Genomic DNA, 23,236 nt, shown 5'->3' on the forward strand with positions numbered 1-23,236 from the left:
CCCGAAGCGGCCCCGCAGGGCCGCCTCCCCCCACTGGGGGGCGCCATCTGCGGCCCGGCAAAGCCGGTTCCGCGATGGCCTGGAATTGATCGGCGCGTCTGGGACAATCTGTGCCCATGACGCAAGAAATCACCATCACCCGCCCTGACGACTGGCACTTGCACGTGCGTGACGGGGCCGCGCTGGCCACGGTGGTGCCGCACACGGCGGCGCAATTTGGCCGGGCCATCATCATGCCCAACCTCAAGCCGCCGGTCACCACGGCGGCGCTGGCCTCGGCTTACCGCGAGCGGATCCTGGCCGCGGTGCCGGCCGGCGCGGCTTTTGAGCCGCTGATGACGCTGTACCTCACCGACCTGTTGCCGCCCGACGAAATCCGCCGTGCCAAGGCCGCCGGCGTGGTGGCCTGCAAGCTGTACCCGGCCGGCGCGACCACCAACAGCGACGCCGGCGTCACCGACATCCGCAAAACCCACGCCACGCTGGAGGCCATGCAGCGCGAGGGCCTGCTGCTGCTGGTGCACGGTGAGGTGACCTCGCCCGACATCGACCTGTTCGACCGCGAGGCGGTGTTCATCGAGCAGCAGCTGATCCCGCTGCGCCGGGATTTCCCCGAACTGAAGATCGTGTTCGAGCACATCACCACGCGTGAGGCCGCTCAGTACGTGGCGTCGGCGGACCGTTTCACGGCCGCCACCGTCACGGCCCACCACCTGCTGTACAACCGCAACGCGATCTTCACGGGCGGCATCCGCCCGCACTATTACTGCCTGCCGGTGCTCAAGCGCGAAACGCACCGCCAGGCGCTGGTTGCCGCCGCGACCGGCGGCAGCGGCAAATTCTTCCTGGGCACCGACAGCGCGCCGCACCCGGCCCACCTGAAGGAGCATGCCACCGGCTGTGCAGGCTGCTATACCGCGCATGCGGCGCTCGAGATGTATGCCGAGGCGTTTGACGCGGCCGGCGCACTGGACCAGCTCGAGGCCTTTGCCAGCTTCAACGGGCCCGCCTTTTACGGCCTGCCGCGCAACCAGGGCACCGTGACCCTGCGGCGTGAGCGCTGGACGCCACCCGACAGCTTTGCCTTTGGCGAGGCCGAACTCAAGCCCCTGCGCTCGGGCGAGGCGTTGCCGTGGCGGCTGGTGGCCGAAGCCGCATGAGCGGCGCCCGCGCGCGCTGAAGCGCTGTGCAGGCCATTGACTGGCAGGTCCCCTGGTTCGCGCCCTGGCGCGAGACCGGCGAACCGGTGGCCCGACGCGTGGCCGCTGGCGTGCCGCTGCACGAGGCGCTGAACGCGCAGCCTGGTGCGCCGCTCTGCTTTGTGCCCCAGGAAACGCTGCCTCCCGGCACGGCCTACGAGCGCTATATTTTCGATAGCGGAGAGTGCCCGACGCGCGCGGGCTACCATGACTTTTTCAATGGAATCTGCTGGCTGGCACTGCCCCACACCAAAAAGGCCCTCAACGCCCTGCAGGCGGGCGAGATCACCCGCGCAGGGGTGGGCGCCGCGCGCGGCCCGGTGCGCGACGCCGTCACGGTGTTCGACGAGAACGGCGCGCTGCTGGACGCCCCGGCGCCGCTGTGGGACGCACTGCTCGCGCGCGACTGGCATCGGCTCTTCGTTGAGCTGCGGCCGCTTTGGCGGCAGGCGCGGCTGCTGGTGGTGGGGCATGCGCTGCTCGAAAAGCTGGTTTCCCCGAGAAAAGTGCTTACAGCCCATGTCTGGCGGGCACAGTGCGCTATGGATTCAATAGCAAAAGCCGACGGCTGGCTGGCCGCGCAATGCACGGCGGGGCGCCTGGCGGGCAAGCCCTTCACGCCGCTGCCGGTGCTCGGCGTGCCCGGCTGGTGGGCCGAAAACCAGAACTTTTCCTTCTATGATGACTCCCTTGTATTCCGTCCCCGCAGGCTGCCGATAGCACCAGAACAACAAGGCATTCTGCGAACCCCGCTCTCTTGAACCGGCCGCCGGCGGCCTCATCTTTGCGCGGGGTGAACTTCAATCACGCCTCGGAGATTTCATGAAACGCATTGCACTTTTCGTGTTGACCAACCTTGCGGTGGTCGTGGTGCTGGGCATCGTTGCCAGCCTGCTGGGCGTCAACCGCTACCTCACGGCCAATGGCCTGAACCTCACCGCGCTGCTCGGCTTTGCGCTGATCATGGGTTTTGGCGGCGCCTTCATCTCGCTGCTGATCAGCAAGCCGGTGGCCAAATGGAGCGCTGGCGTGCAGGTGATCGAGCAGCCGCGCAACGCCGATGAAGCCTGGATCGTCGAGACCGTGCGCAAGCTGGCCGACCAGGCCCAGATCGGCATGCCCGAAGTGGGCATCTTCGAGGGCGCGCCCAACGCCTTCGCCACGGGCGCGTTCAAGAACTCGGCGCTGGTTGCCGTGTCCACCGGCCTGCTGCAGGGCATGACGCGCGACGAGGTCGAGGCGGTCATCGGCCACGAGGTGGCCCACATTGCCAACGGCGACATGGTCACCATGACGCTGATCCAGGGCGTGATGAACACCTTCGTGGTGTTCCTGAGCCGGGTCATCGGTTATGCAGTCGACAGCTTCCTGAACCGCGGCAACGACAACCGTTCGGGCCCCGGCATCGGCTACTGGGTCACCACCATCGTGCTGGACATCGTGCTGGGCTTTGCCGCGGCCATCGTGGTGGCCTGGTTCAGCCGCCAGCGCGAGTTCCGTGCCGACGCGGGCTCGGCCCGGCTGCTGGGCCGCCGCCAGCCCATGATCAACGCGCTGGCCCGGCTGGGCGGCATGGCACCGGGCGAGTTGCCCAAGAGCGTGCAGGCCATGGGCATCACCGGCGGCATCGGCAAGCTGTTCAGCACGCATCCGCCGATTGAAGAGCGCATCGCCGCGCTGCAAAGCGCGCAGGGCTGAGCGCGCGTCGCCCGGTTCCGCAAGCCGCCCCCCGGGCGGCTTTTTTCATCCTGCCCGGGTGATGCCCGCCGCCACGGCTTCCGCCACCTTGATGCCATCCACACCCGCCGACAGGATGCCGCCCGCGTAGCTTGCGCCCTCGCCCGCGGGGTACAGGCCGCGCACATTCAGGCTCTGGAAATCATTGCCCCGGGTCATCTTGAGTGGTGATGAGGTTCGCGTCTCCACGCCCGTGAGCAGGGCATCGGCCATGTCGTAGCCCTTGATCTTGCGGCCGAACACGGGCAGGGCTTCCTGCATGGCCTCGATCGCGTAGCGCGGCAGCGCCGCGTGCAGGTTGGTCAGCTTCACGCCGGGCTTGTACGAGGGCAGCACGCTGCCCAGGGCCGTGGACGGCCGGCCCGCGAGGAAATCCTCGACGCGCTGGCCGGGAGCCTCGTAGGTGCGGCCCCCCATCTCGAACGCGTTGGACTCCAGCTGGCGCTGCAACACGATCCCGGCCAGTGGGTGAAAGGGCCGGTCGGGCGGTGCCTGCAGGCTGCCGAATTCGTCGCCCAGCGTGGCGGCCACGGCCGCCGCATCGGTGGGGTAGTCGCGCGGGTCAATGCCCACCACCATGCCGGCATTGGCATTGCGCTCGTTGCGCGAATACTGGCTCATGCCATTGGTCACCACACGGCCGGGCTCGGACGTGGCGGCCACCACCGTACCGCCCGGGCACATGCAGAAGCTGTAGACGCTGCGCCCGTTGGCCGCGTGGTGCACCAGCTTGTAATCGGCCGCGCCCAGCAGCGGGTGGCCCGCGTGGCGGCCCCAGCGCGCGCGGTCGATCACGCCCTGCGGGTGCTCGATGCGAAAGCCGATCGAGAACGGCTTGGCCTCCATCCACACGCCGCGCCGGTAGAGCATGGCAAAGGTGTCGCGCGCGCTGTGGCCCAGCGCCATGACCACGTGGTCGGCGCGCAGCGCCTGGGTCTGGCCCGTGGCCTGGTCCCGCACGCTCAGCCCGCGCAGCTGGCGCCCGCCAGGGCCGTCTTCAATCAGCACATCGGTCACGCGCTGCTGGAACCGCACCTCGCCGCCCATCGCGATGATCTGCGCGCGCAGGTTTTCCACCACCTTCACGAGCTTGAAGGTGCCGATGTGCGGGTGGGCGACAAACAGGATTTCCTCGGGCGCGCCGGCCTTGACGAACTCCGCCATCACCTTGCGGCCCAGGTGGCGCGGGTCCTTGATCTGGCTGTAGAGCTTGCCGTCGCTGAAGGTACCGGCGCCGCCCTCGCCAAACTGCACATTGCTCTCGGGGTGCAGCGTGTTCTTGCGCCACAGGTCCCAGGTGTCCTTGGTGCGCTCGCGCACCGGCTTGCCGCGCTCCAGCACGATGGGGCGCAGGCCCATCTGCGCCAGCGCCAGCGCGGCAAAAATGCCGCAGGGGCCAAAGCCCACCACCACCGGGCGCAGCGGCGGGGCCGTGGCCGCCTGCACGGGCGGGTGCCAGGCCATGTCGGGCGTGGGCTGGATGTGCGGGTGGCCCGCATGGTGCGCAAGCAGCGCCACCGTCTGCGACGGCTCGGCCAGCGTCACATCAACGATGAAGACCGCCATGAGCTCGGCCTTGCGCGCGTCAAAACTGCGCTTGAAGACATGGAGGGCGGCGATGCGGTCCGGCGCGATGCCGAGCAGGCCGGCAGCGGCAGTGCGCAAGGCCGCGTCGGGCTGCTCCGCCTGGGCCAGCGTGAGCTTGATTTCTGAAATTCGGATCATCGGACTTGCGGGCTTGTGGTTATCAAGCAGAAGGCAGGGATGATACGGCCCCGTCGAGATTGAACGGGGCCGGGCAGGCCCAGGGCAGGCCTCAGGCGGGCAGGAAACCTTCGATCGAGAGGTAGCGCTCGCCCGTGTCGTAGTTGAAGCCCAGCACCGTCGCGCCCTTGGGCAGCGATGGCAGCTTCTGGGCGATGGCGGCCAGCGTGGCGCCCGAGGAAATGCCCACGAGCATGCCTTCCTCGCGGGCCGCGCGGCGGGCCATCTCGCGCGCCGGTTCGGCATCGACCTGGATCACGCCGTCCAGCAGGCTGGTGTCCAGGTTCTTCGGAATGAAGCCCGCGCCAATGCCCTGGATGGGGTGGGGCGCCGGGGCGCCGCCCGAGATCACGGGCGAGGCCACGGGCTCCACGGCAAACACCTGCAGCTTGGGCCATTTCGCCTTGAGCACCCGGGCGCAACCCGTGATGTGGCCGCCCGTGCCCACGCCCGTGATCAGCGCGTCCACGCCGTCCGGGAAGTCGGCCAGGATTTCCTGGGCCGTGGTTTGCACGTGGACGTCAATGTTGGCCGGGTTCTCGAACTGCTGGGGCATCCAGGCGCCGGCCGTGGCGGCCACCAGTTCCTCGGCGCGGGCAATGGCGCCCTTCATGCCTTTTTCCCGGGGCGTGAGGTCAAAGCTGGCGCCATAGGCCAGCATCAGCCGGCGGCGCTCGACGGACATGCTGTCGGGCATCACCAGCACCAGCTTGTAGCCCTTGACGGCGGCCACCATGGCCAGGCCGATGCCGGTGTTGCCCGAGGTGGGCTCGATGATGGTGCCGCCGGGTTTGAGCGCGCCGGACTTTTCCGCCGCCTCGACCATGGACAGCGCGATCCGGTCCTTGATCGACCCACCGGGGTTGCTGCGCTCGGACTTGATCCAGACCTGGTGGTCGGCGCCGAACAGTCGGTTGACGCGCACGTGCGGCGTGCCGCCAATGGTTTGCAGAATGTTGCTGGCTTTCATTCGGGTCTCCTTGGGCTCACGTTCAAATCGGCCATTGTGGCGCACTGCGATAATGCCTGTGTGAAGTCGGCCAGACCGCCGCTGGTGCAATCGTGGAAACACGGCACTGGAGGAACGTCCGGACTGCGCAGGACAGCGTAGCAGGTAACACCTGTCCACCGTGAGGTGAGGATCAGAGCAACAGAGACGAGTCCCTTGGGGCCGCACCGGTGGCGCAAGCCGCAGGCACGAGCACCAAGGGGGTGAAACGGGCAATCTCTACGCGCAGCAATACCAAGTAGGCCAGCGTTGATGTGGTTCCGCAGAGCTGGCGGGTAGGTAGCATCGAGCCGGGTGGGCGACCCCCGGCCCAGAGTAATGGCGGTCACATTGGGGGCGACCCCGATGCACAGAATCCGGCTTATCGGCGGACTTCACACTTTTATTGCGGCGCCTGCGTTCAGCAGCCCGTGGCCTGCCCCTCGGCGAGCCGCTGCGCGCGCCCCCGCGTGTCGGGATGGCTGCTCAGCAGCTCCAGCAGGCCGGGCGGGGCGCCCGCCGCGGGCTGGCGCTGTTCCTTGCCACTGATGGCCAGCAGCAGTTCTCCCATCGGGGCCGTGGGCCTGCCGGTGCCGCGCATCAGCGCGACCGCAAAACAGTCCGCCTCGGTTTCGTGGCCACGCCGGTAGGCCAGCCCGGTGAGCAGCGAACCGCCCATGGACACGATGCTGGAAACATCGCCCAGCGCGAGCCCCAGGCCCACATTGAGCACCCCCTGCTCGACCACCATGCGCGTGGTGTGCCGGTGCACCACGTGACCGATTTCATGGGCCAGCACTCCCGTGAGCGCGTCGTCCCCCAGGCCGGCCGCCGTGGCCGCCTCGACCAGGCCGTCGGTCAGCACGATGGTGCCGCCCGGCAGGGCGAAGGCATTGGCCCCCATGCCCGAACGAAACGCCAGTGTCAGCCGCGGTTGGTAGCCGCTGTAGCGCCGCATGGACGGGGTCATGCCCGCGGCCAGCGCCTCAAAGTCGCGTGTCAGCGCCGCCTGACGCTGCAGGGGCAGCTTGCTGGGCTGCAGATCGCTGTGGTCCAGCTGCTGGAGTGCGCGATCAGCCAGGCTGGTTTCCCAGGCGAGGGGCACGTGGGCGGTCAGCTGCTGCGCGGCCCAGGGCGTGCCCCAGCGGTAGAAGGCCCCCAGCAGCAGCGCCGCCATGCCGAGCACCGCCACAAAGACGGTCCAGCGTGTTTGCATCCGCTGGGCCAGCGGGGCACGGGTGCCGGCCGCCACCAGGGCCGCCTGCCAGGCCGTGGTGTCGTCGATTTCCAGGCTGCCGCGCTCGCCCAGGTCCACCAGAACCATTCGCGGAGCGCGCGCGGCGCTCCAGGCCTGAGGCCAGCCGACGTCGCCATGGGCGAAATACAAAGGCGACGCATCCCGTGCCAGCGGATGCAGCGCGAGTGTGGTGCCGTCCGCGCCGGGCTGCAGGCCCACCAGCGCCGGTTGGGGCTGGCTGTGGCGGCCATCGAACCAGCGTGCGCGGATCAGCTCGGCCGCCATGCTCAGCCCACCAGGTCGAGCCCCACGGCGTCGGCCACGGCATCGCCCAGGCCGCCTTGCTGGACGACCAGCTGGCCGGCCAACTGGTCGACGCCGCCCTTGAGGTGCAGGGTGACCGACTCGGTTTTCATCCGGTACTCGCTGAGCATCGCGAACGGCCGGTAGAAGCCCAGGGTCAGCAGGGTCAGCAGCATGTTCTTGAGTCGCAGCGCGACATAGCGGCGCGCGCGCAGATTGCACTTGAAACGGGCAATCTGGCTGATGCCCACGTTGCTCCACACCAGCTGGAACAGACGTGCCTCCCGGTAGGCGCGCGCTGGTGCCGAGGCCAGCAGCAACAGGAAGATGGCCAGCACCCCCGCGACGACCACCAGCATCACCGCTTTCAGGCCGCCACCCTTGAGGCCCGAGAACATGGCGATCGAGCCCCCGAACAGGACGCCCAGCAGGACACTGGCCAGCACGACGCACAGCAGGAACACCCCCAGGGTGGCCAGCCAGATCCTGACGAAATCACCGTACACGGGCTTCCAGCGCCCGGCCTGGTCGCCCACGCGCGCGCGCTTCACCAGCAGGCTCTTGAAGTTGAATTCCAGGCGGATGATGCACAGCACGCTCAACATCAGGCCCAGCACGAACAGGCCCGCCACGGCCGGCCCGAAGCCCGGCATGCGGGGCCTGGCGCCGGCCGCCGCCGCAGGGGCGGCCTCGGGGCTGATCACGCTGACCAGTGCCATCACCGCCATCCACACCAGGGCCAGTGCGAACACGGGCCAGCTGGCCTTGTAGATCTCGCCCCAGGACGCGGCGAACTGCAGGCGCACGCCGCGCCAGCGGGTGGCCCCGAGGCGAAAGCGCATCGCGCTGCCCCAGAACCAGGGGGCCAGGGCCGCGCCTGCGAGCATGAACAGGCTGACGGCCGTGTCCTGGCCGGTGTCCGCCGCCAGCTTGAACGCCACATACAGCGCCACCAGGACCAGAAACCCGAACACCATGCGCCGCTGCTGCGCGCTGAACTCCAGTGGACTGCCCGCCACCCAGGTGTTGCCGTAGAAGTACTGGGCGGTGCGCCGCCTTGCGAACGGCGTGTACAGGCCCAGCGTGACGATGCTCAGCAGCAGGTTGACGATCCAGACCCTGAAGAATTCGCCGCCGCGGCCCGTGAATTCCAGCGGGTGGGGATCAACCCCGCCGCGCACCTGGCCCGTGTCCATGGCTTCCTCCCGTTTTTTCGATGCGAGGGAGTGTAGCCGGGCGCTCCCGCCTCGAGCCCGGGCCGGCGGGCGCCGGCTAGAACCGCTCGTGGGGCAGCAGATAGCGCCACTGGCCCGGCGCCAGGCCCGCCATCGCCACGCGGCCGATGCGGATGCGCCGCAGTGTGAGCAGCTGCAGGCCGACGCTGTCGCACATCGACGGGATTTGCCCCGGGCGGATGCCCTTGAGCGCAAAGCGCAGGCGGGTCTGCTGCTCGTTGCTGCTGCTCACGCTGACCCTGGCCGGTGGCAGGGGGCGGCCGTTGAAAGTCAGCCCGTGGGACAGGCGCTGCAACTGCGCTGGCGCCACCTCACCACGCACCTGCGCCATGATTTCCTGCTCCACCTCGTCGGCGTCCTCGGTCAGCTTGCGCTCGACCCGCCAGTCCTGGGTGAACACGGTCAGCCCGCTGGCCTCGGTGGGCAGGGCGAGCAGCGCGGTGAGCCCGGCCAGATGCTTTCTCAGCAGGCGGATGCCGCTGCGGTCATCCGGGGCATGGGCCTGTGCGGTCAACAGCTGCAGCGCCGGTGGCGCGCCACGGCTGCGGCTGCCCTGGGGGCCGGGGCCGTTGTCCAGCGCGGCCTCGTAGCCCGGGGGCTTGTGCAGCAGCAGCGTGACCGGGACGCTGTCCAGCAGCGTGGCGTGGGGGTCGATCACCACGGCCTGCTGCGGCGCCACCTTGAAGGCCGGCACCTCGATGACCTGGCCGTTCACGCTGACCCAGCCGCCTTCGATGTAGCGTTCGGCCTCGCTGCGCGAACAGCCCTTCTGCTCGGCCACGCGTTTGGCCAGGCGCACCGGTTCGGTCACGGGTTGCCCTGCAGCGCGCGGATGCGCTGCACATGCGCCAGCAGCGAGCGCTGGGCCACTGGCCACATGCGCGGCGGCACGTCGTCATAGGCGTGGGCGACCCAGTCGTCCATCGTGCCCTCGGGGCGGGCCTGCATGGCGGCCAGCACCTTGGCCTCGCGCTTGAGGCGGTGCGCCTTGAGCCGGGCAATGGTCTGGCGGGCCTCGCCCAGCACATGGCCATGGGCCGGCAGGATGAATTCGATGCCGTGGGCGTCGCAGGCAGCGTCCAGCCGGTCCAGCGACTCGAGGTAGGCGTTCATGTCGCCGTCGGGCGGGTCGACCACCGTGGTGCTGCCGTTGAGCACATGGTCGCCCGAGAACAGCAAGCCGTCTTCCAGCAGCACCAGGCACAGGTGGTTGGCGGCATGGCCCGGGGTGTGGATCACCATCAAAGTGTGCGCCAGTCCAGGCCCGGTGAGCGTGAGGCGCTCTTCATTTTGTAGCGCCCGATCGGGGGTGAACTCGCTGGCCGCCCGCGCGGTGGGCGCCGAGGGCAGCCCCAGGATGGGCGGCGTGCCCTTGCACAGCGCCTGCAGCGGCTTCGCGCCCGGCGAATGGTCCGGGTGCGAGTGGGTGCACACAATCATGCGGATGTCGCCGCCAGCGGCGCGCCACAGCCGCTCCAGGTGCACCGGGTCGTTGGGGCCGGGGTCGATGGCGATGTAGCCGCTGTCGGGGTCGCCCACCAGGTAGCTGTTGGTGCCGGGTCCGGTCATGGCGCCGGGGTTGGGCGCGGTCAGGCGCTGCACGTTCTTCAGCAGCGGCACGGGCTGCTCGGTGCGCCAGTCCAGGTGGTGCACGATCTGGCCGTCGGGGCTGACCAGGGCCAGCTCGCCGTAGGGCATTTCATGCTCCATGTAGCGGGCTTCCTTGCCGGCCAGCCAGGCAGCGCGCGGGCAGCTGGTCCACAGGGGCTGTTCACCGGCGCAGGCCGCGAGCACCGCGTCCACGCTGCCGAAGTGCTGCAGCCGCTCCAGCGTGCGGATGGTCGGGAAGATCATGAAGAAGCCGCCCGCCTCGTGGCGCTGCAGCGCATCGGCCGGACGCACCCAGACCGGCTCGAACTGCTCGGCATCGTCGGCCACGGGCTGCTGCCCGCCGGGCATGCGTGCCACCAGGAACGGCACGTCAAAGCGCCGCGGCAGGTCGCGGTCGGTGACCCAGTGCGCCAGCACAAACACGGCGTCGGCCGCCAGCGTCAGCCCGCGGGCCTGGCATTGCGCGGCGAAGGGCGCCTGGCGGTCGAGGGCGGCGATGTCGGCGGCATCGGCCAGGCGGCCATCGGCGTGGCGCGCCAGCAGCACGCCCAGTTCCTCGAAGCTTTCACGGATGGCGGCAATGGCCTGCGTCAGGCGGGTGTCATCCTGGCCTGGCCGGCGCGTGGCGGCGTCGTGGGCGGCGCTGTCCGCGGCGTCGATGCCGCCGCCGGGGAACACATAGGCCCCGGGCGCGAAGCTCGCGGTCGTGGAGCGGCGCGTCATCAGCACCTCGATGCCATCGGCGCCGTCGCGCAGCAGCAGCACGGTGGCGGCGGGCCGCGTGGCGGCCGGTTCGCGCTGGGGGTGGAGCAATTGGGAAGGTCGGGCCATCCCGGCATTATCGGCAGGCGGCACCGGCCCTGCCTGCGGGGCGATAATCCCCGCCATGCGAATCCGCTTCACCAAGATGCAGGGCGCGGGCAACGACTTCGTGGTGCTCGATGAGACCCGGGGCCGGCTCGGGCTCACCGCGCGCCAGTACCAGTTCCTGGCCGACCGGCATTTTGGCGTGGGCGCCGACCAGATCCTCACGGTGCGGCCTTCGCCGGCGACCGGCATCGACTTCGAATACGTGATCCACAACGCCGACGGTGGCGAGGTGGAGCACTGCGGCAACGGCGCGCGCTGCTTTGTGCGCTACGTGCGCGACCACGGCCTGACCGACAAGACCTCGGTGCGCGTCAAGACCGTCAACAACACGCTGGTGCTGAACATGGGCGCCGACGGCCGCGTGACGGTGGACATGGGGCCGCCGGTGTTCGAGCCCGCGGCCATTCCCTTTGATCCGGCCGGGCTCACGCCACAGTCCGTGGATTCATGGCAAAAGTGGCCGCTGGCCCTTGATCCATCGCCACAGGGTGCTATGGTTTCGGTAGCAGTCTTGTCCATGGGCAACCCGCACGCGGTGCAGTGGGTGGACGACGTGGACCGGGCGCCCGTGGCGCAGCAGGGGCCGCGCATCGAAAGCCATCCGCGCTTTCCCAACCGGGTCAACGCGGGCTTTCTGCAGGTGGTGAGCCGCACTCAGGCGCGCCTGCGGGTGTTCGAGCGCGGCGCAGGCGAGACGCTGGCCTGCGGCACCGGCGCCTGCGCGGCCGTGGTGGCGGGCATCCGGCTCGGGCAGTTCGATCGCCGGGTCGATGTGGAAACCCGTGGTGGCCGCCTCACCATCGAGTGGGACGGCGCGCGGGGCGAGGGCTGGTCCCCCGTGATGCTGACCGGCCCGGCCACCAGCGTGTTTGAAGGCGAAATTGACATTCCCGAATGAAGGCAACATGAACCAGGCACCCATCACCCCGATCACCGAAGACGACATTGCCAACTACCTGGCCAACACGCCCGATTTCTTCGAGCGCCACGCCGAGTTGCTGGGCGCGGTGCAGCTGACCAGCCCGCACGGCAACCGCGCCGTGAGCCTGCAGGAGCGGCAGGCCGAGATGCTGCGCGAGAAGATCAAGATGCTTGAGCACCGCGTGATGGACATGATCCGCAACGGCAACGAGAACATGGTGATTGCCGACCGGCTGCAACGCTGGGCGCGCGACCTGTTCATGGTGCAGGCGGGCCGGGCGATCCCGGCCACCATCACGGCGGGCATTGCGACCCAGTTCATGGTGCCGCAGGTGGCCATCAAGGTCTGGGGCGTCGACGCCCGCTATGGCGGCGAGGCCTTTGCCGAAGGCGTGAGCGATGACGCCAAGGCGTTCGCCTCGTCGCTGACCCAGCCCTATTGCGGCGTGAACTCCGGCTTCGAGGCCGTGACCTGGCTGGACGACGCGGCGGTGGCCATGTCCATCGCGCTGATTCCGTTGCGCGCGGGCGCCATCAGCAGCCCGGGGCCGGCCTTTGGCATGCTGGTGCTGGCCTCGCCCGACCCGCAGCGTTTCACCAGCGGCATGGGCACCGACTTCCTGGAGCGGCTGGCCGAGCTGGCCAGCGCCGCCCTGTCACGGCTGCGCCACGAGTAGCCGCGCATGAGCATGGCCGGGTCGCCCCAAGGCGCAAAGCCCCTTGCGGAGGGCGGCGACCCGGCGGCCCTGATCGAAAAATACCTTGAGCATGTCCGCGTCGAAAAGCGGTTGGCGCAACGCACCGTGCAGCTGTATGCCCTGGACCTGCAGAAGCTGGCCGCGAGCGCCGCGGCGGCGGGCGTGGATCTGGTCCAGGTGCAGAACACCCATATCCGCCGGTGGGTCGCGCAGATGCATGGCGGCGGACGCAGTGGCCGCGGCATTGCATTGATCCTGTCTGGCTGGCGCGGCTTCTACACCTGGCTGGGCCGCGAGGGTCGGGTCGCCCACAACCCGGTGCAGGATGTGCGCGCCCCCAAGGCGCCCAAGCCCCTGCCCAAGGCCCTGAGCGTGGACGATGCGGTGCAGCTGGCCGAGCTGCACGACGAGTCGGCCGATCCCTGGCTTGAAGCGCGCGATGCCGCCATGGTGGAGCTGTTGTATGGCTGCGGCCTGCGCGTGGGCGAACTGGTGGGGCTGGACGCCCAGGCCAGCCCCGCGGCACGCGGCTGGATCGACCTGCAGGCGGGGGAGGCCCATGTGCTGGGCAAGGGCAGCAAGCGCCGCTCGGTGCCCGTGGGTGCCAAGGCGCTCGAAGCGCTCAGGCACTGGCTCGCGCTGCGGGGCCAGGCCACCACCGCGGCGCAGGCACCGCAGCCCGCGCTGTTCACGGGCCGTCACGGCACGCGCCTGACGGCGCAGTCGGTGTGGCTGCGCCTGAAGCGCCGCAGCCTCAGGAGCGGGCTGGCCACGCCGGTGCATCCGCACATGCTGCGCCACTCCTTTGCAAGCCATGTGCTGCAGTCCAGCAGCGATCTGCGGGCCGTGCAGGAACTGCTGGGGCACGCCAACATCACCACGACGCAGGTCTACACCCGGCTCGATTTCCAGCATCTGGCCCGTGCCTACGACGCGGCGCACCCCAGGGCACGCCGCAAATAAACCACTGCCGGTGAAAAAACCTGATGCGTTTTGCGTCCGAAAGGGGTAAAACGAAAAAAACCGCGCCAGCCAACGGCGGCAAGAGGTTGCGTTCCAGGGGGTTGACCATGAATCACTGTGTGACACAGAGGGTGGCGCGCCGGCCGATGTGGCGCTTGCGGCGCTGGCAGGGCGCGTTGTGGATGGCCGGCTGTTGCGCCATGGGCAGCCTGCAGGCCCAGGGCCTGAACGTGGCGCTGCTGAGTCTGGACCAGCTGGGCGATCTGTCGCTGGAGCAACTGGGCAATATCCAGGTCACGTCGGTCTCGCGGCGCGTCCAGCCGCTGTTGCAGGCCCCGGCCTCGGTGTTCGTCATCACCGCCGAAGACATCCGCCGCTCGGGCGCGCGCAGCCTGCCCGAGGTGTTGCGCCTTGCCCCCAACCTGCACGTGGCGCGCACCAGCGCGGCGCAGTGGTCCATCAGCGCCCGCGGCTTCAACAACGGCATTGGCAACAAGTTGCTGGTGCTGGTGGACGGTCGCACGGTCTATTCGCCGCTGTTCTCCGGCGTGTTCTGGGACGCGCAGGACCTGATGCTGGAGGATGTCGACCAGATCGAGGTCATCAGCGGGCCGGGCGCCACGCTGTGGGGCGCCAATGCGGTCAACGGCGTGATCAACGTGACCACCCGGCCGGCGCGCGACACCCAGGGCAGCCTGCTGGCCCTGGGGGCGGGTGACGGGGGCTCCCAGGTTTCGGCGCGCCATGGCGGCAAGCTGGGCGACGACGCGCATTACCGCGTCTATGCCATGAACCTCAACCGCCACGCCACCTCGCGCGCCAACGGCACCGCGTTCACCGACGCCACCCGCAAAAAGCAGCTGGGCTGGCGTGCCGAATGGGGCCGGGCCGGCCAGGGTCTGACCCTGCAGGGCGACGCCTACGAGGGCGGCTCCCTGCCCGGCACGGTCGAGGCACCCCGGCTCTCGGGTGCCCATCTGCTGGCGCGCTGGAGTCGCAAGGCGGCCGATGGCTCGGGCTGGCACCTGCAGGGCTACTATGACCACCGCCGGCGCGACAACCCCTTTCTGTTCCGCGACGAGATGTCGGTCCTTGATCTGGAATGGCAGCACAGCCCGGCCCTGCCCCGCGACCACAAATTGATCTGGGGCGCGGGCTACCGCGAGGCGCGCGATGAGGCCGGCACCACGCTGCTGAGCACCTTCATCCCGCTGCAGAAGAAGCTGCGCTGGCGCAACGTGTTCGTGCAGGACAGCATGGCGCTGAGCGAGCGCCTGGCCGTCACGCTGGGGGTCAAGTTTGAAAGCAACGTTTACACCGGCTGGGAGTTCCTGCCCAGCGCCAGGCTGGCGTGGACCCCGTCGGCAACCGAGCTGGGGTGGATCGCGCTGTCGCGGGCGGTGCGGGCGCCCGCGCGGCTGGACCGCGAGTTCTTCTTCCCGGGCGCGGCGCCGTTCCTGATCCGCGGCGGCCCCGACTTCCAGTCCGAGGTGGCCACGGTCCTGGAACTGGGCTGGCGGGCCCAGGCCACGCGGGACCTGTCGTACTCGGTCACGCTGTTCCAGCACCACTATGGCCGGCTGCGCAGTGGCCAGCCTCCGCCGGCGGTGGTGCAGAACCTGATGGCGGGTCGCGTCAGCGGGCTGGAAGCCTGGGCCCACTGGCAGGTGCTGCGCGACTGGCGCCTGAGCGGCGGGCTCAACACGCTGCACCAGCACTTCTGGCTCAAGCCCGGCAGCACCGATCCGACGGGGCCCTCGGCGCTGGGCAGTGACCCGCGCGAACAGTGGCTGCTGCGATCCAGCCACAACCTGGGGGCACGGCATGAGCTGGATGTGAACATCCGCCACGTCGGGGGGCTGTCCTACTCCCGGACGCCGGGCTATACCGCTGTGGATGCGCGGTGGGGGTGGCGCGTCACACCGGCGGTCGAACTGTCGCTGACGGCGCAAAACCTGTTCGACCGCGCGCATGTTGAATACGGCGATCCGGCCACCGCCTCGCAGCAGCGGCGGTCTGCCTGGTTGAAACTGTTGTGGCGCATCTGATTGCCGTGGGCCGCGAAGGCCCGGCCCCGGGGACGCGGACGCTGCGCAGGCTGGGTTTGCTGTTGTTGCTGCTGCTGATGTGGTTCCCCACGGACAAGGCGGCGGCGCAGCCCGTGGCCGACGAGTCGCAGGCGGAACGCCGCGTCAAGGCCGCCTACCTGTACCGGTTTGCCGGCTACGTCGAATGGCCCGAAGGGGCGTTCGCGGGGCCGGGCGCGGCGCTGGTGATCGGTGTGTGGGGCGACGATGAACTCGCGGCGGACCTGACCACCCTGGTGGCGGGGCGAACCGTCGATGGCCGGCGGATCGAGGTGCGCGAGTTTGACGACACGGATCCGCCTTCGGGCCTGCACATCCTGTTTGTCTCCGCCGAGCACGGCGCGCGGCTCGCGGAGCTGGGGCGCGGAGCGCGCCTGCATGGCACCCTGGTGGTGACCGAGTCACCCGGCGCATTGCGCCAGGGCAGCGCGATCAACCTGGTCATGAGCGAAGGCCAGATCCGCTTCGAGGTGTCGCCCGAGGCGGCCACCAGGCGCGGGCTCAAGCTCAGTTCGCGGCTGATTGCGGTGTCTACCAATTTCACTCCGAGGGAGCGATGAGGTTCCCGCTGCGCCTGCGCTCCATCCGCCACAAGCTCAACTGGGTGGTGCTGGTCACCACCTTCGTGGCGCTCAGCCTTGCCGCGCTGGCGCTGGTGGTGTTTGACCTGCGCAGTTACCAGCAGACCTGGGAGCGTGACCTGCAGACCCAGGCCGACCTTCTGGGCATGGCCACCGAGCCCGCGCTCACGTTCAACGATTCGCGGGCTGCCCGCGAGAACCTCGCGCTGCTGCGGGCCCGCCCCAATGTCTCGGCCGCCGCGGTCTACCGGCCCGACGGCACGGTGTTCGCCACCTATGCCCGGGATGCCAGCCCACTGGCCCCCCCGCCGGTGCAGGCCGAGGGCGTGCGTGTGGATGAGGCCGGCCTGGTGGCGTTCAAGCGGATCGCCAGCGAGGGGGAATTGCTGGGCACGGTCTACCTGCGGGCCGACGATGAGCGACTGGACCGCCTGCGCCAGTACCTGGGGGTGATGGGGGTTGTCGTGGTTGCCAGCCTGGCGCTGGCGCTGTTGCTGTCCAATGGCCTGCTGTCCTCGGTGATGCAGCCCATCCTGGCCGTGAGCGACGTGGCCGGGCGTGTCACGGCTGGCCACGACTACAGCCTGCGCGCCGTGCGCACCAGCAACGACGAGGTGGGGCAGGTGGTGGACGCCTTCAACAGCATGCTCGATGAGCTGGCGCACCGCGCCGACACCCTGGCGCAGGCCCACGAGGTGACGCTGAACCTGAATGCCGAACTCGAGGACCGGGTGCGCCGCCGCACTGCCCAGCTCGAACGGGTCAACCGCGAACTGGAGGCGTTTTCCTACTCCGCCTCGCACGACCTGCGCTCGCCGCTGCAGGTCATCGACTCGTTCAGCAGCCTGCTGGAGAAGTCAGCCGAGCACAAGCTGGACGAACGCGGCCGGCACTACCTCAACCGGATCCGGTTCAACGTGCGGCTGATGTCGGAACTGATCGACGCGCTGCTGGCGCTGGCCCATGTGTCGCGCGTGGCGCTGCGGCGCGAACCGGTGGACCTGACGGCCCTGGCCACCGCGGCGGTCGAGCAGTGCCGCGAGCGCGAGCCGCAACGCGTGGTCGAGATCTGCATTGCGCACGGCCTGACGGCCCGGGCCGACCCCGCGCTGATCAAGCAGGTGATGCAGAACCTCGTGGGCAACGCCTGGAAGTTCACGGCCCGCGTGCCGCAGGCCCGCATCGAGGTCGGTTGCCGGACGGCCGGGGACGCGCCGCCCGAGTTCTTTGTGCGCGACAACGGCGCCGGTTTCGACATGGCCTATGCGGACAAGCTGTTTGGCGCATTCCAGCGCCTGCATTCGCCAGCCGAATTCCCGGGCACGGGCGTCGGCCTGGCCACGGTGCAGCGCATCGTCCTGCGCCACGACGGCAGGATCCGGGCCGAATCGAAGCCGGGCGAGGGCGCCACCTTTTTCTTCACGCTGGAGCCACCGCTGCAGGACGTGCCCGGCGGCAGCCCGCGCCGGATCTTCGTCACCTCAGTCGTGTAGCGAGAAGACGGCGCGCTTGCTGTCGGCGGGCACGCTGGCGAGCAGCGCGCCGAGCTTGTCGATCACCTCCTGCGCGTCCTCGCCATCCAGCGGGACCAGCGCCTGCGCCACCCGCAGCTGGGCCACCCATTCGAGCGGCTTGTTCTTGAACGGCATGAGCCCGCGGGCCACCACCCGGGGGCCGGCCTGCGCCGCTTCCTCGGGCGTCAGCGGGCCCTCGACGAGCATGCCGAAGCGCCGCTCCGACAGCCGCGCCACGCTGTCGATCTCGCGCGCCGCCGACAGCAGCCGCCCCGCCACGCGCAGCGGCAGTTCCTCGGCGGAGCGGCGGTCGAAGGTCCGCTCGATCTGGTCGGTGTTGGCGATGTCGATGAGCAGCACCGCGCCCTGGTGCTTGAGCCGCTGGGAGCGCGCAATCATGCGGATCAGCCGCTCCGCGAACACGTGGCCGTTGATCAGGCCCGTGGCCGGGTCCATGCGGTCCATTCCCTGGATGCGCCGGTTGTGCTCGCGCCGTTGCTGGCTGCGCAGCATGAGGATCACCAGCAGCACCGGCAGCTCGAATGCGATGCCGATCTGCATGCCGTGCACGGTCATGAAGCTCACCGGGATCAGGCCGCTGATGCGCGCCAGCGGAAAGGCCGCGGTGAAGAGGACCGGCGCCGCGCCCGCCAGCAGCCACAGGCCGAAGCGGTCGCCACGGCGCCATGACCAGAGCATGACCAGCGAGCCGGCCAGCGCCGAGGTCACCACATAGGGCACTACCAGCCTGAACCGGGTGGACGGATCGACCAGCATGATCGCGATGCACAGCAAAGGGCCCAGGCCGGCCAGGCCCAGCATCAGGCTGTTCAGGCGCCTCGAGCGCTCGGGCAGCGACACCACGGCCGAACCAAACCACAGCAGCGCAGCCACCGTGAGGCAGGGCAGAACCAGCGGCGCCATGTCGTTCCACCACGGGAAATCAGGCCACAGGTGCAGGCCGGCGATGCCGGTCATCGAGGCCTGCGTGAGCGCCATCAGCGCCACGCTCAGCGCGTAGAGGCTGTAGGCCGAGTCGCGCAGAGAGGCCGCGCTGAGCGTGGCCAGCATCACGGCCAGCCCGGCCAGCCCGAAATAGATCCCCAGGATCAGCGACACCCGCTGCTCGCTGCGGTACAGAAAGCTTTCGCTCACGAACATCAGCGGCGCGCCGAAGCTGTGCGGGTTCTCGATGCGCAACAGGTAGCGCCGCGGCTCCTCGGCCGATACCTGCAGCGGCAGCAGGGGGTGGCGGTGCGGCACGGGCCACAGGCCCACGGCCACCGAGTCACCCGCGCGCTGCTCGTTCCACTGGCCGATGCTGTCCTGGGTGTAGAGCGAGGCCCGGTCCACCGAGGGATACGGGATCTCCAGGTACCAGCGTTCGGCATCGGGCGCCGGGGGCACGGTGAAGCGGATCCACAGCGCCTGGCCGGAGGTGAGCGGGTACACGGCGTTGGGTCGCGTGGGCTTCCAGGGCAGGTCGTTGCGCGCGCCGGTGTCGGCGGCCTGCCACTGGCCGGACGGATCGACCCAGTAGTCGCCCCAGTCCAGCAGTGCGACGGGCTGGCGTGCCGTGTCCAGCTCCAGCACGCTGCGCCCGGCTGCCGTGCCCGACAACAGGACCAACAGCAGGAGGGCTATCCAATGCCTGCACCGGCCCAACCAGAACCCCATCTTGTTTGTCTCCTAACAACCCTCCATTGTCGCCCGCGAGTCCCCGGTTCGCCAGTGGGGCGCCACGGGGCGCTCGGCCCGCGCCGGGGAGCGGAACTACTCGGACCCTCTGTGTCATTGACGCCACGCCCCGGCGCCGTTGCCGCTGCCATGACAATACGGCCCATGAAAACCATCCGGCTCAAGGAAGGCAAGGAGCGCTCGCTGCAGCGCCGCCACCCGTGGATCTTTGACTCCGCCATTGCGCGGGGCGGCGCGGATGCGGGCGAAACGGTGCGGGTGGAGTCCGCCAGCGGGCAATTTCTGGCCTGGGCGGCCTTCAGCCCGAGCTCGCGCATCCGGGCCCGGGCCTGGAGTTTCGATGAGGCCCAGCGCATTGATGCTCCTTTTTTAATAGCAACCTGTGGCCGCGCCATAAGGACCAGAGCCCGATTTGACATTCAAAGCGACGGTTGCCGGCTGATTCACGGCGAATCCGACGGTCTGCCCGGCCTGATCGTGGACCGCTACGGCGACACCCTGGTGGCCCAGTTCCTGAGCTGCGGCGTGGAGCGCTGGAAGCCCGTGATTGCCGACGCGCTGCTGGAACTCACGGGCCTGTCGCGCCTGTATGAGCGGTCCGACGCCAACAGCCGCGCGCTGGAGGGGCTGGCGCCGGTCACGGGTTGGCTGCGCGGCGAAGGGGCCACCGAACTCGCCCTGCGCGAACATGGCTGGCAGCTCACGCTGGATGTGGCCACCGGGCACAAGACCGGCTTTTACCTGGACCAGCGCGACAGCCGGCGCAAGTTTTCGGACTACACGCGGCGCCTGGGCTTTGAGCAGGTGCTCAACTGCTATTGCTACACGGGCGGCTTCACCGTGGCCGCGCTGGCGGGCGGCGCGGGCCATGTCACCTCCATCGACTCCTCGGCGCCGGCGCTGGAACGCGCCGCGGGCCATGTGGCGCTCAATGGCTTTGACGCCGCGCGCGCCACCTTCATGGACGCCGACGTCAACGCCTCGCTGCGCCAGTTCATCGAGGCGGGCCGGCGCTTTGACGCCATCGTGCTGGACCCGCCCAAGCTGGCCCCCACCGCGGCGCATGCCGAGCGCGCCGCGCGGGCCTACAAGGACATCAACCGGCTGGCCTTCAAGCTGCTGGCGCCCGGGGGGGTGCTGTTCACGTTCTCGTGCTCGGGCGGCATCAGCGCCGACCTGTTCCACAAGATCGTCGCCTCGGCCGGCCTGGACGCGGGCGTGGACGGCTACATCAGCGAACGCCTGGGGGGCGCGCCCGATCACCCCATGACCATCAATTTCCCCGAAGGGGAGTACCTCAAGGGCCTGGTGGTGCTCCGCAAGGAATAAAAACCACACCGGCCACAGCGTTGAATTCGCCGCTAAACTCCCCCACCTTCGCCGCTTCCCGGCCAGATCCAGCAGGTTCCCCATGTCACTCATCCCCGCCACCATCCTCACCGGCTTCCTCGGCTCGGGCAAAACGACGCTGCTCAAGCGCGTGCTCAGCGAATCGCACGGCCAGAAGATCGCCGTGATCGAGAACGAGTTCGGCGAGGAAAACATCGACAGCGACATCCTGGTCACCGAAAGCAAGGAGCAGATCATCCAGATGAGCAACGGCTGCATCTGCTGCACCATCCGCGAGGACCTGCGCGAGACGCTGCAGCTGCTGGCGGCCAAGAAGCGCAAGGGCCTGCTGGACTTTGACCGCGTGGTGATCGAGACCACGGGCCTGGCCGATCCCGGCCCGGTGGCGCAGACCTTCTTCATGGACGACGAGATCGCCGAGACCTACCTGCTGGACTCCATCCTGACCCTGGTGGACGCCAAGCACGCGGCGCAGCAGCTCAACGACCGGCAGGAGGCACGGCGCCAGGTCGGTTTTGCCGACCAGATCTTCATCAGCAAGACCGACCTGGTGGCCCGGGACGAGACCGATGCGCTGATGCACCGCCTCAAGCACATGAACCCGCGCGCCCCGCAGCAGGCCGTGCATTTTGGCGAGGTGCCGATCAAGTCGGTGTTTGACCTGCGCGGCTTCAACCTCAATGCCAAGCTGGACATCGACCCCGATTTCCTCAAGGAAGAGGGCCATGACCACCACGACCATGACCATGAGCACGGCGAGCATTGCGACCACCCGTCGCATGCCCACGAGGGTCATGGCCACCACCACCATCACGACGACGACGTGAAGAGCTTTGTCTTCAAGTCCGACCGCGCGTTCGACGCGGCCAAGCTTGAGGATTTCCTGGGGGCCGTGGTCAATATCTACGGCCCGCGCATGCTGCGCTACAAGGGCGTGCTCCACATGCAGGGCACCGAGCGCAAGGTCATCTTCCAGGGCGTGCACCAGCTCATGGGCAGCGACCTGGGTCCCGCGTGGGGACCGCAGGAGCAGCGCAACAGCAAGATGGTGTTCATCGGCATCGACCTGCCCAAAGACATTTTCCTGCAGGGCCTGGAACAGTGCCTGATTTGAGTTAGGCTAGGGGCCTTTTGCGGGCCCGTGCAGGGCAGGGCCCGCAGACGGTTCCGGTTTTTGGTTGGGGAGCCAAATGATTGTCTCGATTCTGCAACTGATGGGTTTTGGCTTTGGCAGCCCCGATGCCGGTCGTGCCCGTGAAAACCCGCGATCCGGGTCCGCCCGCGCCGACAATCAGGGTATAACTCGCTCTCATGAAGGCCCCACGTCAACAGAGCCAGGCAGATCCGCGAAGCCAGGTCGGCCGCAGGCAGCCGCCAGTGCCGCGAGGAGACAAGCAGTGAAAGCCCCAGCCAAAAAAGCCAAACCGGCCGCCAAGTCACCGCAGAAACCGGTGGCCAAGGCCAAACCCACCGCCACGGCCAAGCCGGTGGCGGCCAAGAAAGCGGCGGCCAAGCCGGTCGCCAAGAAAGCCCCCGTCAAACCTGTTGCCAAGCCTGCTGCCAAAGCCAGGCCGGTGGCCGCCAAGCCGGCCGCGAAAGCGACCGCCAAGTCAAAGCCTGTCGCCAAACCGGCGGCAAAGAAAGTGGTCGCCAAACCCGTGATTCCAGCCAAAACCGCAGCCAAGCCGGCTGCCAAAGCCGCCGCGGCGAAGCCGCCGGCGGTCAAGCCTGCCAAGGCCCCGTTAAAATCTGCCGCCCCCGCCCGTGTGGCGGTGGCTCAACCCGCACCCAAGCCCCAGACCATGACGGCGGTGGTTGCCCCGCCGGTTCCGGCGAAGGCGCCCAAGCCCTCGTCGCGGCTGGCCCAAATCACCGTGCCTTCGATGGCTCAATCAGTGGCCTCGACCGCTGCCAAATCAAGTTATTCCCCCGCAATGCCGTCTCCCGTTCTTGTTTCCCCGCCTCCCGTTTCCGCCAAGAAAGACCCGAAGCTCGCCAACAACTGGAAGAGCAAGCCGGCCGAGCAGCTGAGCGATGCCGAGGTCATGGCCATGCCTGACAGCGAGTACATGAACGACAAGCAGATGGCGTTCTTCCGCTTCAAGCTGTCGCAGCTCAAGCAGGACATCCTCAACAGCGCCGGTGAAACCACCGAGCACCTGCGCGAGGACACGGTGATCGTGCCCGATCCGGCCGACCGCGCCACCATCGAGGAAGAGCACGCGCTGGAGCTGCGCACGCGTGACCGCGAGCGCAAGCTGCTCAAGAAGATCGAGCAGTCGATCCAGCGCATTGACGCCGGCGACTACGGCTACTGCGACGAAACCGGTGAGCCCATTGGCGTGGGCCGGCTGCTGGCCCGCCCGACCGCCACGCTGTCGCTGGAAGCCCAGCAGCGGCGTGAACTCAAGCAGAAGATGTTCGGCGACTGACCGGACGTCCCGAAACCCTCAGGCAAGCTTTCCACCCCGCACGACCCG

Annotated in this window: 19 protein-coding genes and 1 other RNA gene; 13 read left to right on the top strand and 7 right to left on the bottom strand. The window is 68.8% G+C overall.

Features of this window, described 5'->3' with window-relative positions:
- The first annotated feature begins 116 nt into the window (after window positions 1-116).
- From pyrC to htpX, 3 genes are all read left to right on the top strand, one after another.
- Window positions 117-1,160, top strand: coding sequence for a dihydroorotase (pyrC, locus tag KF796_07070; GenBank protein MBX3586389.1), 1,044 nt, complete (start codon window positions 117-119; stop codon window positions 1,158-1,160).
- A 26-nt stretch (window positions 1,161-1,186) separates the two neighbouring features.
- Window positions 1,187-1,960, top strand: coding sequence for a DUF3025 domain-containing protein (locus KF796_07075; GenBank protein MBX3586390.1), 774 nt, complete (start codon window positions 1,187-1,189; stop codon window positions 1,958-1,960).
- Between the two features lie 61 nt (window positions 1,961-2,021).
- Complete coding sequence (htpX, locus tag KF796_07080) at window positions 2,022-2,897, top strand: protease HtpX (protein ID MBX3586391.1); 876 nt, start codon at window positions 2,022-2,024, stop codon at window positions 2,895-2,897.
- A 45-nt stretch (window positions 2,898-2,942) separates the two neighbouring features.
- On the opposite strand, the gene KF796_07085 is transcribed toward htpX, so the two are convergent.
- A complete protein-coding gene (locus tag KF796_07085) occupies window positions 2,943-4,661 on the bottom strand; it encodes an NAD(P)/FAD-dependent oxidoreductase (protein MBX3586392.1) in 1,719 nt (572 codons plus the stop codon).
- 91 nt (window positions 4,662-4,752) lie between these two features.
- Window positions 4,753-5,670 (bottom strand): cysteine synthase A, encoded by a 918-nt coding sequence (cysK, locus tag KF796_07090; GenBank protein MBX3586393.1) that lies wholly within the window; start codon window positions 5,668-5,670, stop codon window positions 4,753-4,755.
- 62 nt (window positions 5,671-5,732) lie between these two features.
- Between cysK and rnpB the strand changes: the two genes are divergently transcribed.
- Window positions 5,733-6,089, top strand: an RNA gene (gene rnpB / locus KF796_07095) — RNase P RNA component class A.
- Window positions 6,090-6,109: 20 nt separating this feature from the next.
- Here the strand turns inward: rnpB and KF796_07100 are convergent.
- From KF796_07100 to KF796_07115, 4 genes are all read right to left on the bottom strand, one after another.
- Window positions 6,110-7,210: a M48 family metallopeptidase gene (locus tag KF796_07100; protein ID MBX3586394.1), complete on the bottom strand. Its 1,101-nt coding sequence runs from the start codon at window positions 7,208-7,210 to the stop codon at window positions 6,110-6,112.
- Between the two features lie 2 nt (window positions 7,211-7,212).
- Window positions 7,213-8,424: a DUF898 domain-containing protein gene (locus tag KF796_07105; GenBank protein MBX3586395.1), complete on the bottom strand. Its 1,212-nt coding sequence runs from the start codon at window positions 8,422-8,424 to the stop codon at window positions 7,213-7,215.
- A gap of 76 nt (window positions 8,425-8,500) precedes the next feature.
- Entirely contained in the window at window positions 8,501-9,274 is a 774-nt protein-coding gene (locus KF796_07110; protein MBX3586396.1) for an RNA-binding protein, read from the bottom strand.
- Complete coding sequence (locus tag KF796_07115) at window positions 9,271-10,905, bottom strand: MBL fold metallo-hydrolase (GenBank protein MBX3586397.1); 1,635 nt, start codon at window positions 10,903-10,905, stop codon at window positions 9,271-9,273. Before KF796_07115 ends, KF796_07110 begins: the two co-directional genes overlap by 4 nt.
- A 55-nt stretch (window positions 10,906-10,960) precedes the next feature.
- Here KF796_07115 and dapF point away from each other — a divergent pair, with 55 nt between their 5' ends.
- The 6 genes from dapF (at window position 10,961) to KF796_07145 (ending at window position 17,687) form a co-directional block, all read left to right on the top strand.
- Complete coding sequence (gene dapF, locus KF796_07120; GenBank protein MBX3586398.1) at window positions 10,961-11,842, top strand: diaminopimelate epimerase; 882 nt, start codon at window positions 10,961-10,963, stop codon at window positions 11,840-11,842.
- A gap of 7 nt (window positions 11,843-11,849) precedes the next feature.
- On the top strand, window positions 11,850-12,542 hold the full coding sequence (locus KF796_07125) for a DUF484 family protein (GenBank protein ID MBX3586399.1): 693 nt from the start codon (window positions 11,850-11,852) through the stop codon (window positions 12,540-12,542).
- A 12-nt stretch (window positions 12,543-12,554) separates the two neighbouring features.
- Window positions 12,555-13,526: a tyrosine recombinase XerC gene (locus KF796_07130; protein MBX3586400.1), complete on the top strand. Its 972-nt coding sequence runs from the start codon at window positions 12,555-12,557 to the stop codon at window positions 13,524-13,526.
- Window positions 13,527-13,633: 107 nt separating this feature from the next.
- Window positions 13,634-15,574: a TonB-dependent receptor gene (locus tag KF796_07135; protein ID MBX3586401.1), complete on the top strand. Its 1,941-nt coding sequence runs from the start codon at window positions 13,634-13,636 to the stop codon at window positions 15,572-15,574.
- On the top strand, window positions 15,562-16,173 hold the full coding sequence (locus KF796_07140; protein MBX3586402.1) for a YfiR family protein: 612 nt from the start codon (window positions 15,562-15,564) through the stop codon (window positions 16,171-16,173). The genes KF796_07135 and KF796_07140 overlap by 13 nt, the downstream gene beginning before the upstream one ends.
- Entirely contained in the window at window positions 16,170-17,687 is a 1,518-nt protein-coding gene (locus KF796_07145) for a HAMP domain-containing protein (protein ID MBX3586403.1), read from the top strand. Before KF796_07140 ends, KF796_07145 begins: the two co-directional genes overlap by 4 nt.
- Here the strand turns inward: KF796_07145 and KF796_07150 are convergent.
- On the bottom strand, window positions 17,676-19,385 hold the full coding sequence (locus tag KF796_07150) for a diguanylate cyclase (GenBank protein ID MBX3586404.1): 1,710 nt from the start codon (window positions 19,383-19,385) through the stop codon (window positions 17,676-17,678). The genes KF796_07145 and KF796_07150 overlap by 12 nt on opposite strands.
- A gap of 165 nt (window positions 19,386-19,550) precedes the next feature.
- Between KF796_07150 and KF796_07155 the strand changes: the two genes are divergently transcribed.
- The 3 genes from KF796_07155 to dksA all read left to right on the top strand — a co-directional run bounded on the left by KF796_07155 (window position 19,551) and on the right by dksA (window position 23,188).
- Window positions 19,551-20,735, top strand: coding sequence for a class I SAM-dependent methyltransferase (locus KF796_07155; GenBank protein ID MBX3586405.1), 1,185 nt, complete (start codon window positions 19,551-19,553; stop codon window positions 20,733-20,735).
- A gap of 82 nt (window positions 20,736-20,817) precedes the next feature.
- Entirely contained in the window at window positions 20,818-21,870 is a 1,053-nt protein-coding gene (locus KF796_07160) for a GTP-binding protein (protein ID MBX3586406.1), read from the top strand.
- Between the two features lie 337 nt (window positions 21,871-22,207).
- Complete coding sequence (gene dksA, locus KF796_07165; GenBank protein MBX3586407.1) at window positions 22,208-23,188, top strand: RNA polymerase-binding protein DksA; 981 nt, start codon at window positions 22,208-22,210, stop codon at window positions 23,186-23,188.
- The last annotated feature ends 48 nt before the right edge of the window (window positions 23,189-23,236 follow it).

Origin of the sequence: Ramlibacter sp., assembly GCA_019635435.1 — a bacterium.
Taxonomy (GTDB): Bacteria; Pseudomonadota; Gammaproteobacteria; order Burkholderiales; family Burkholderiaceae_C; genus JAHBZM01.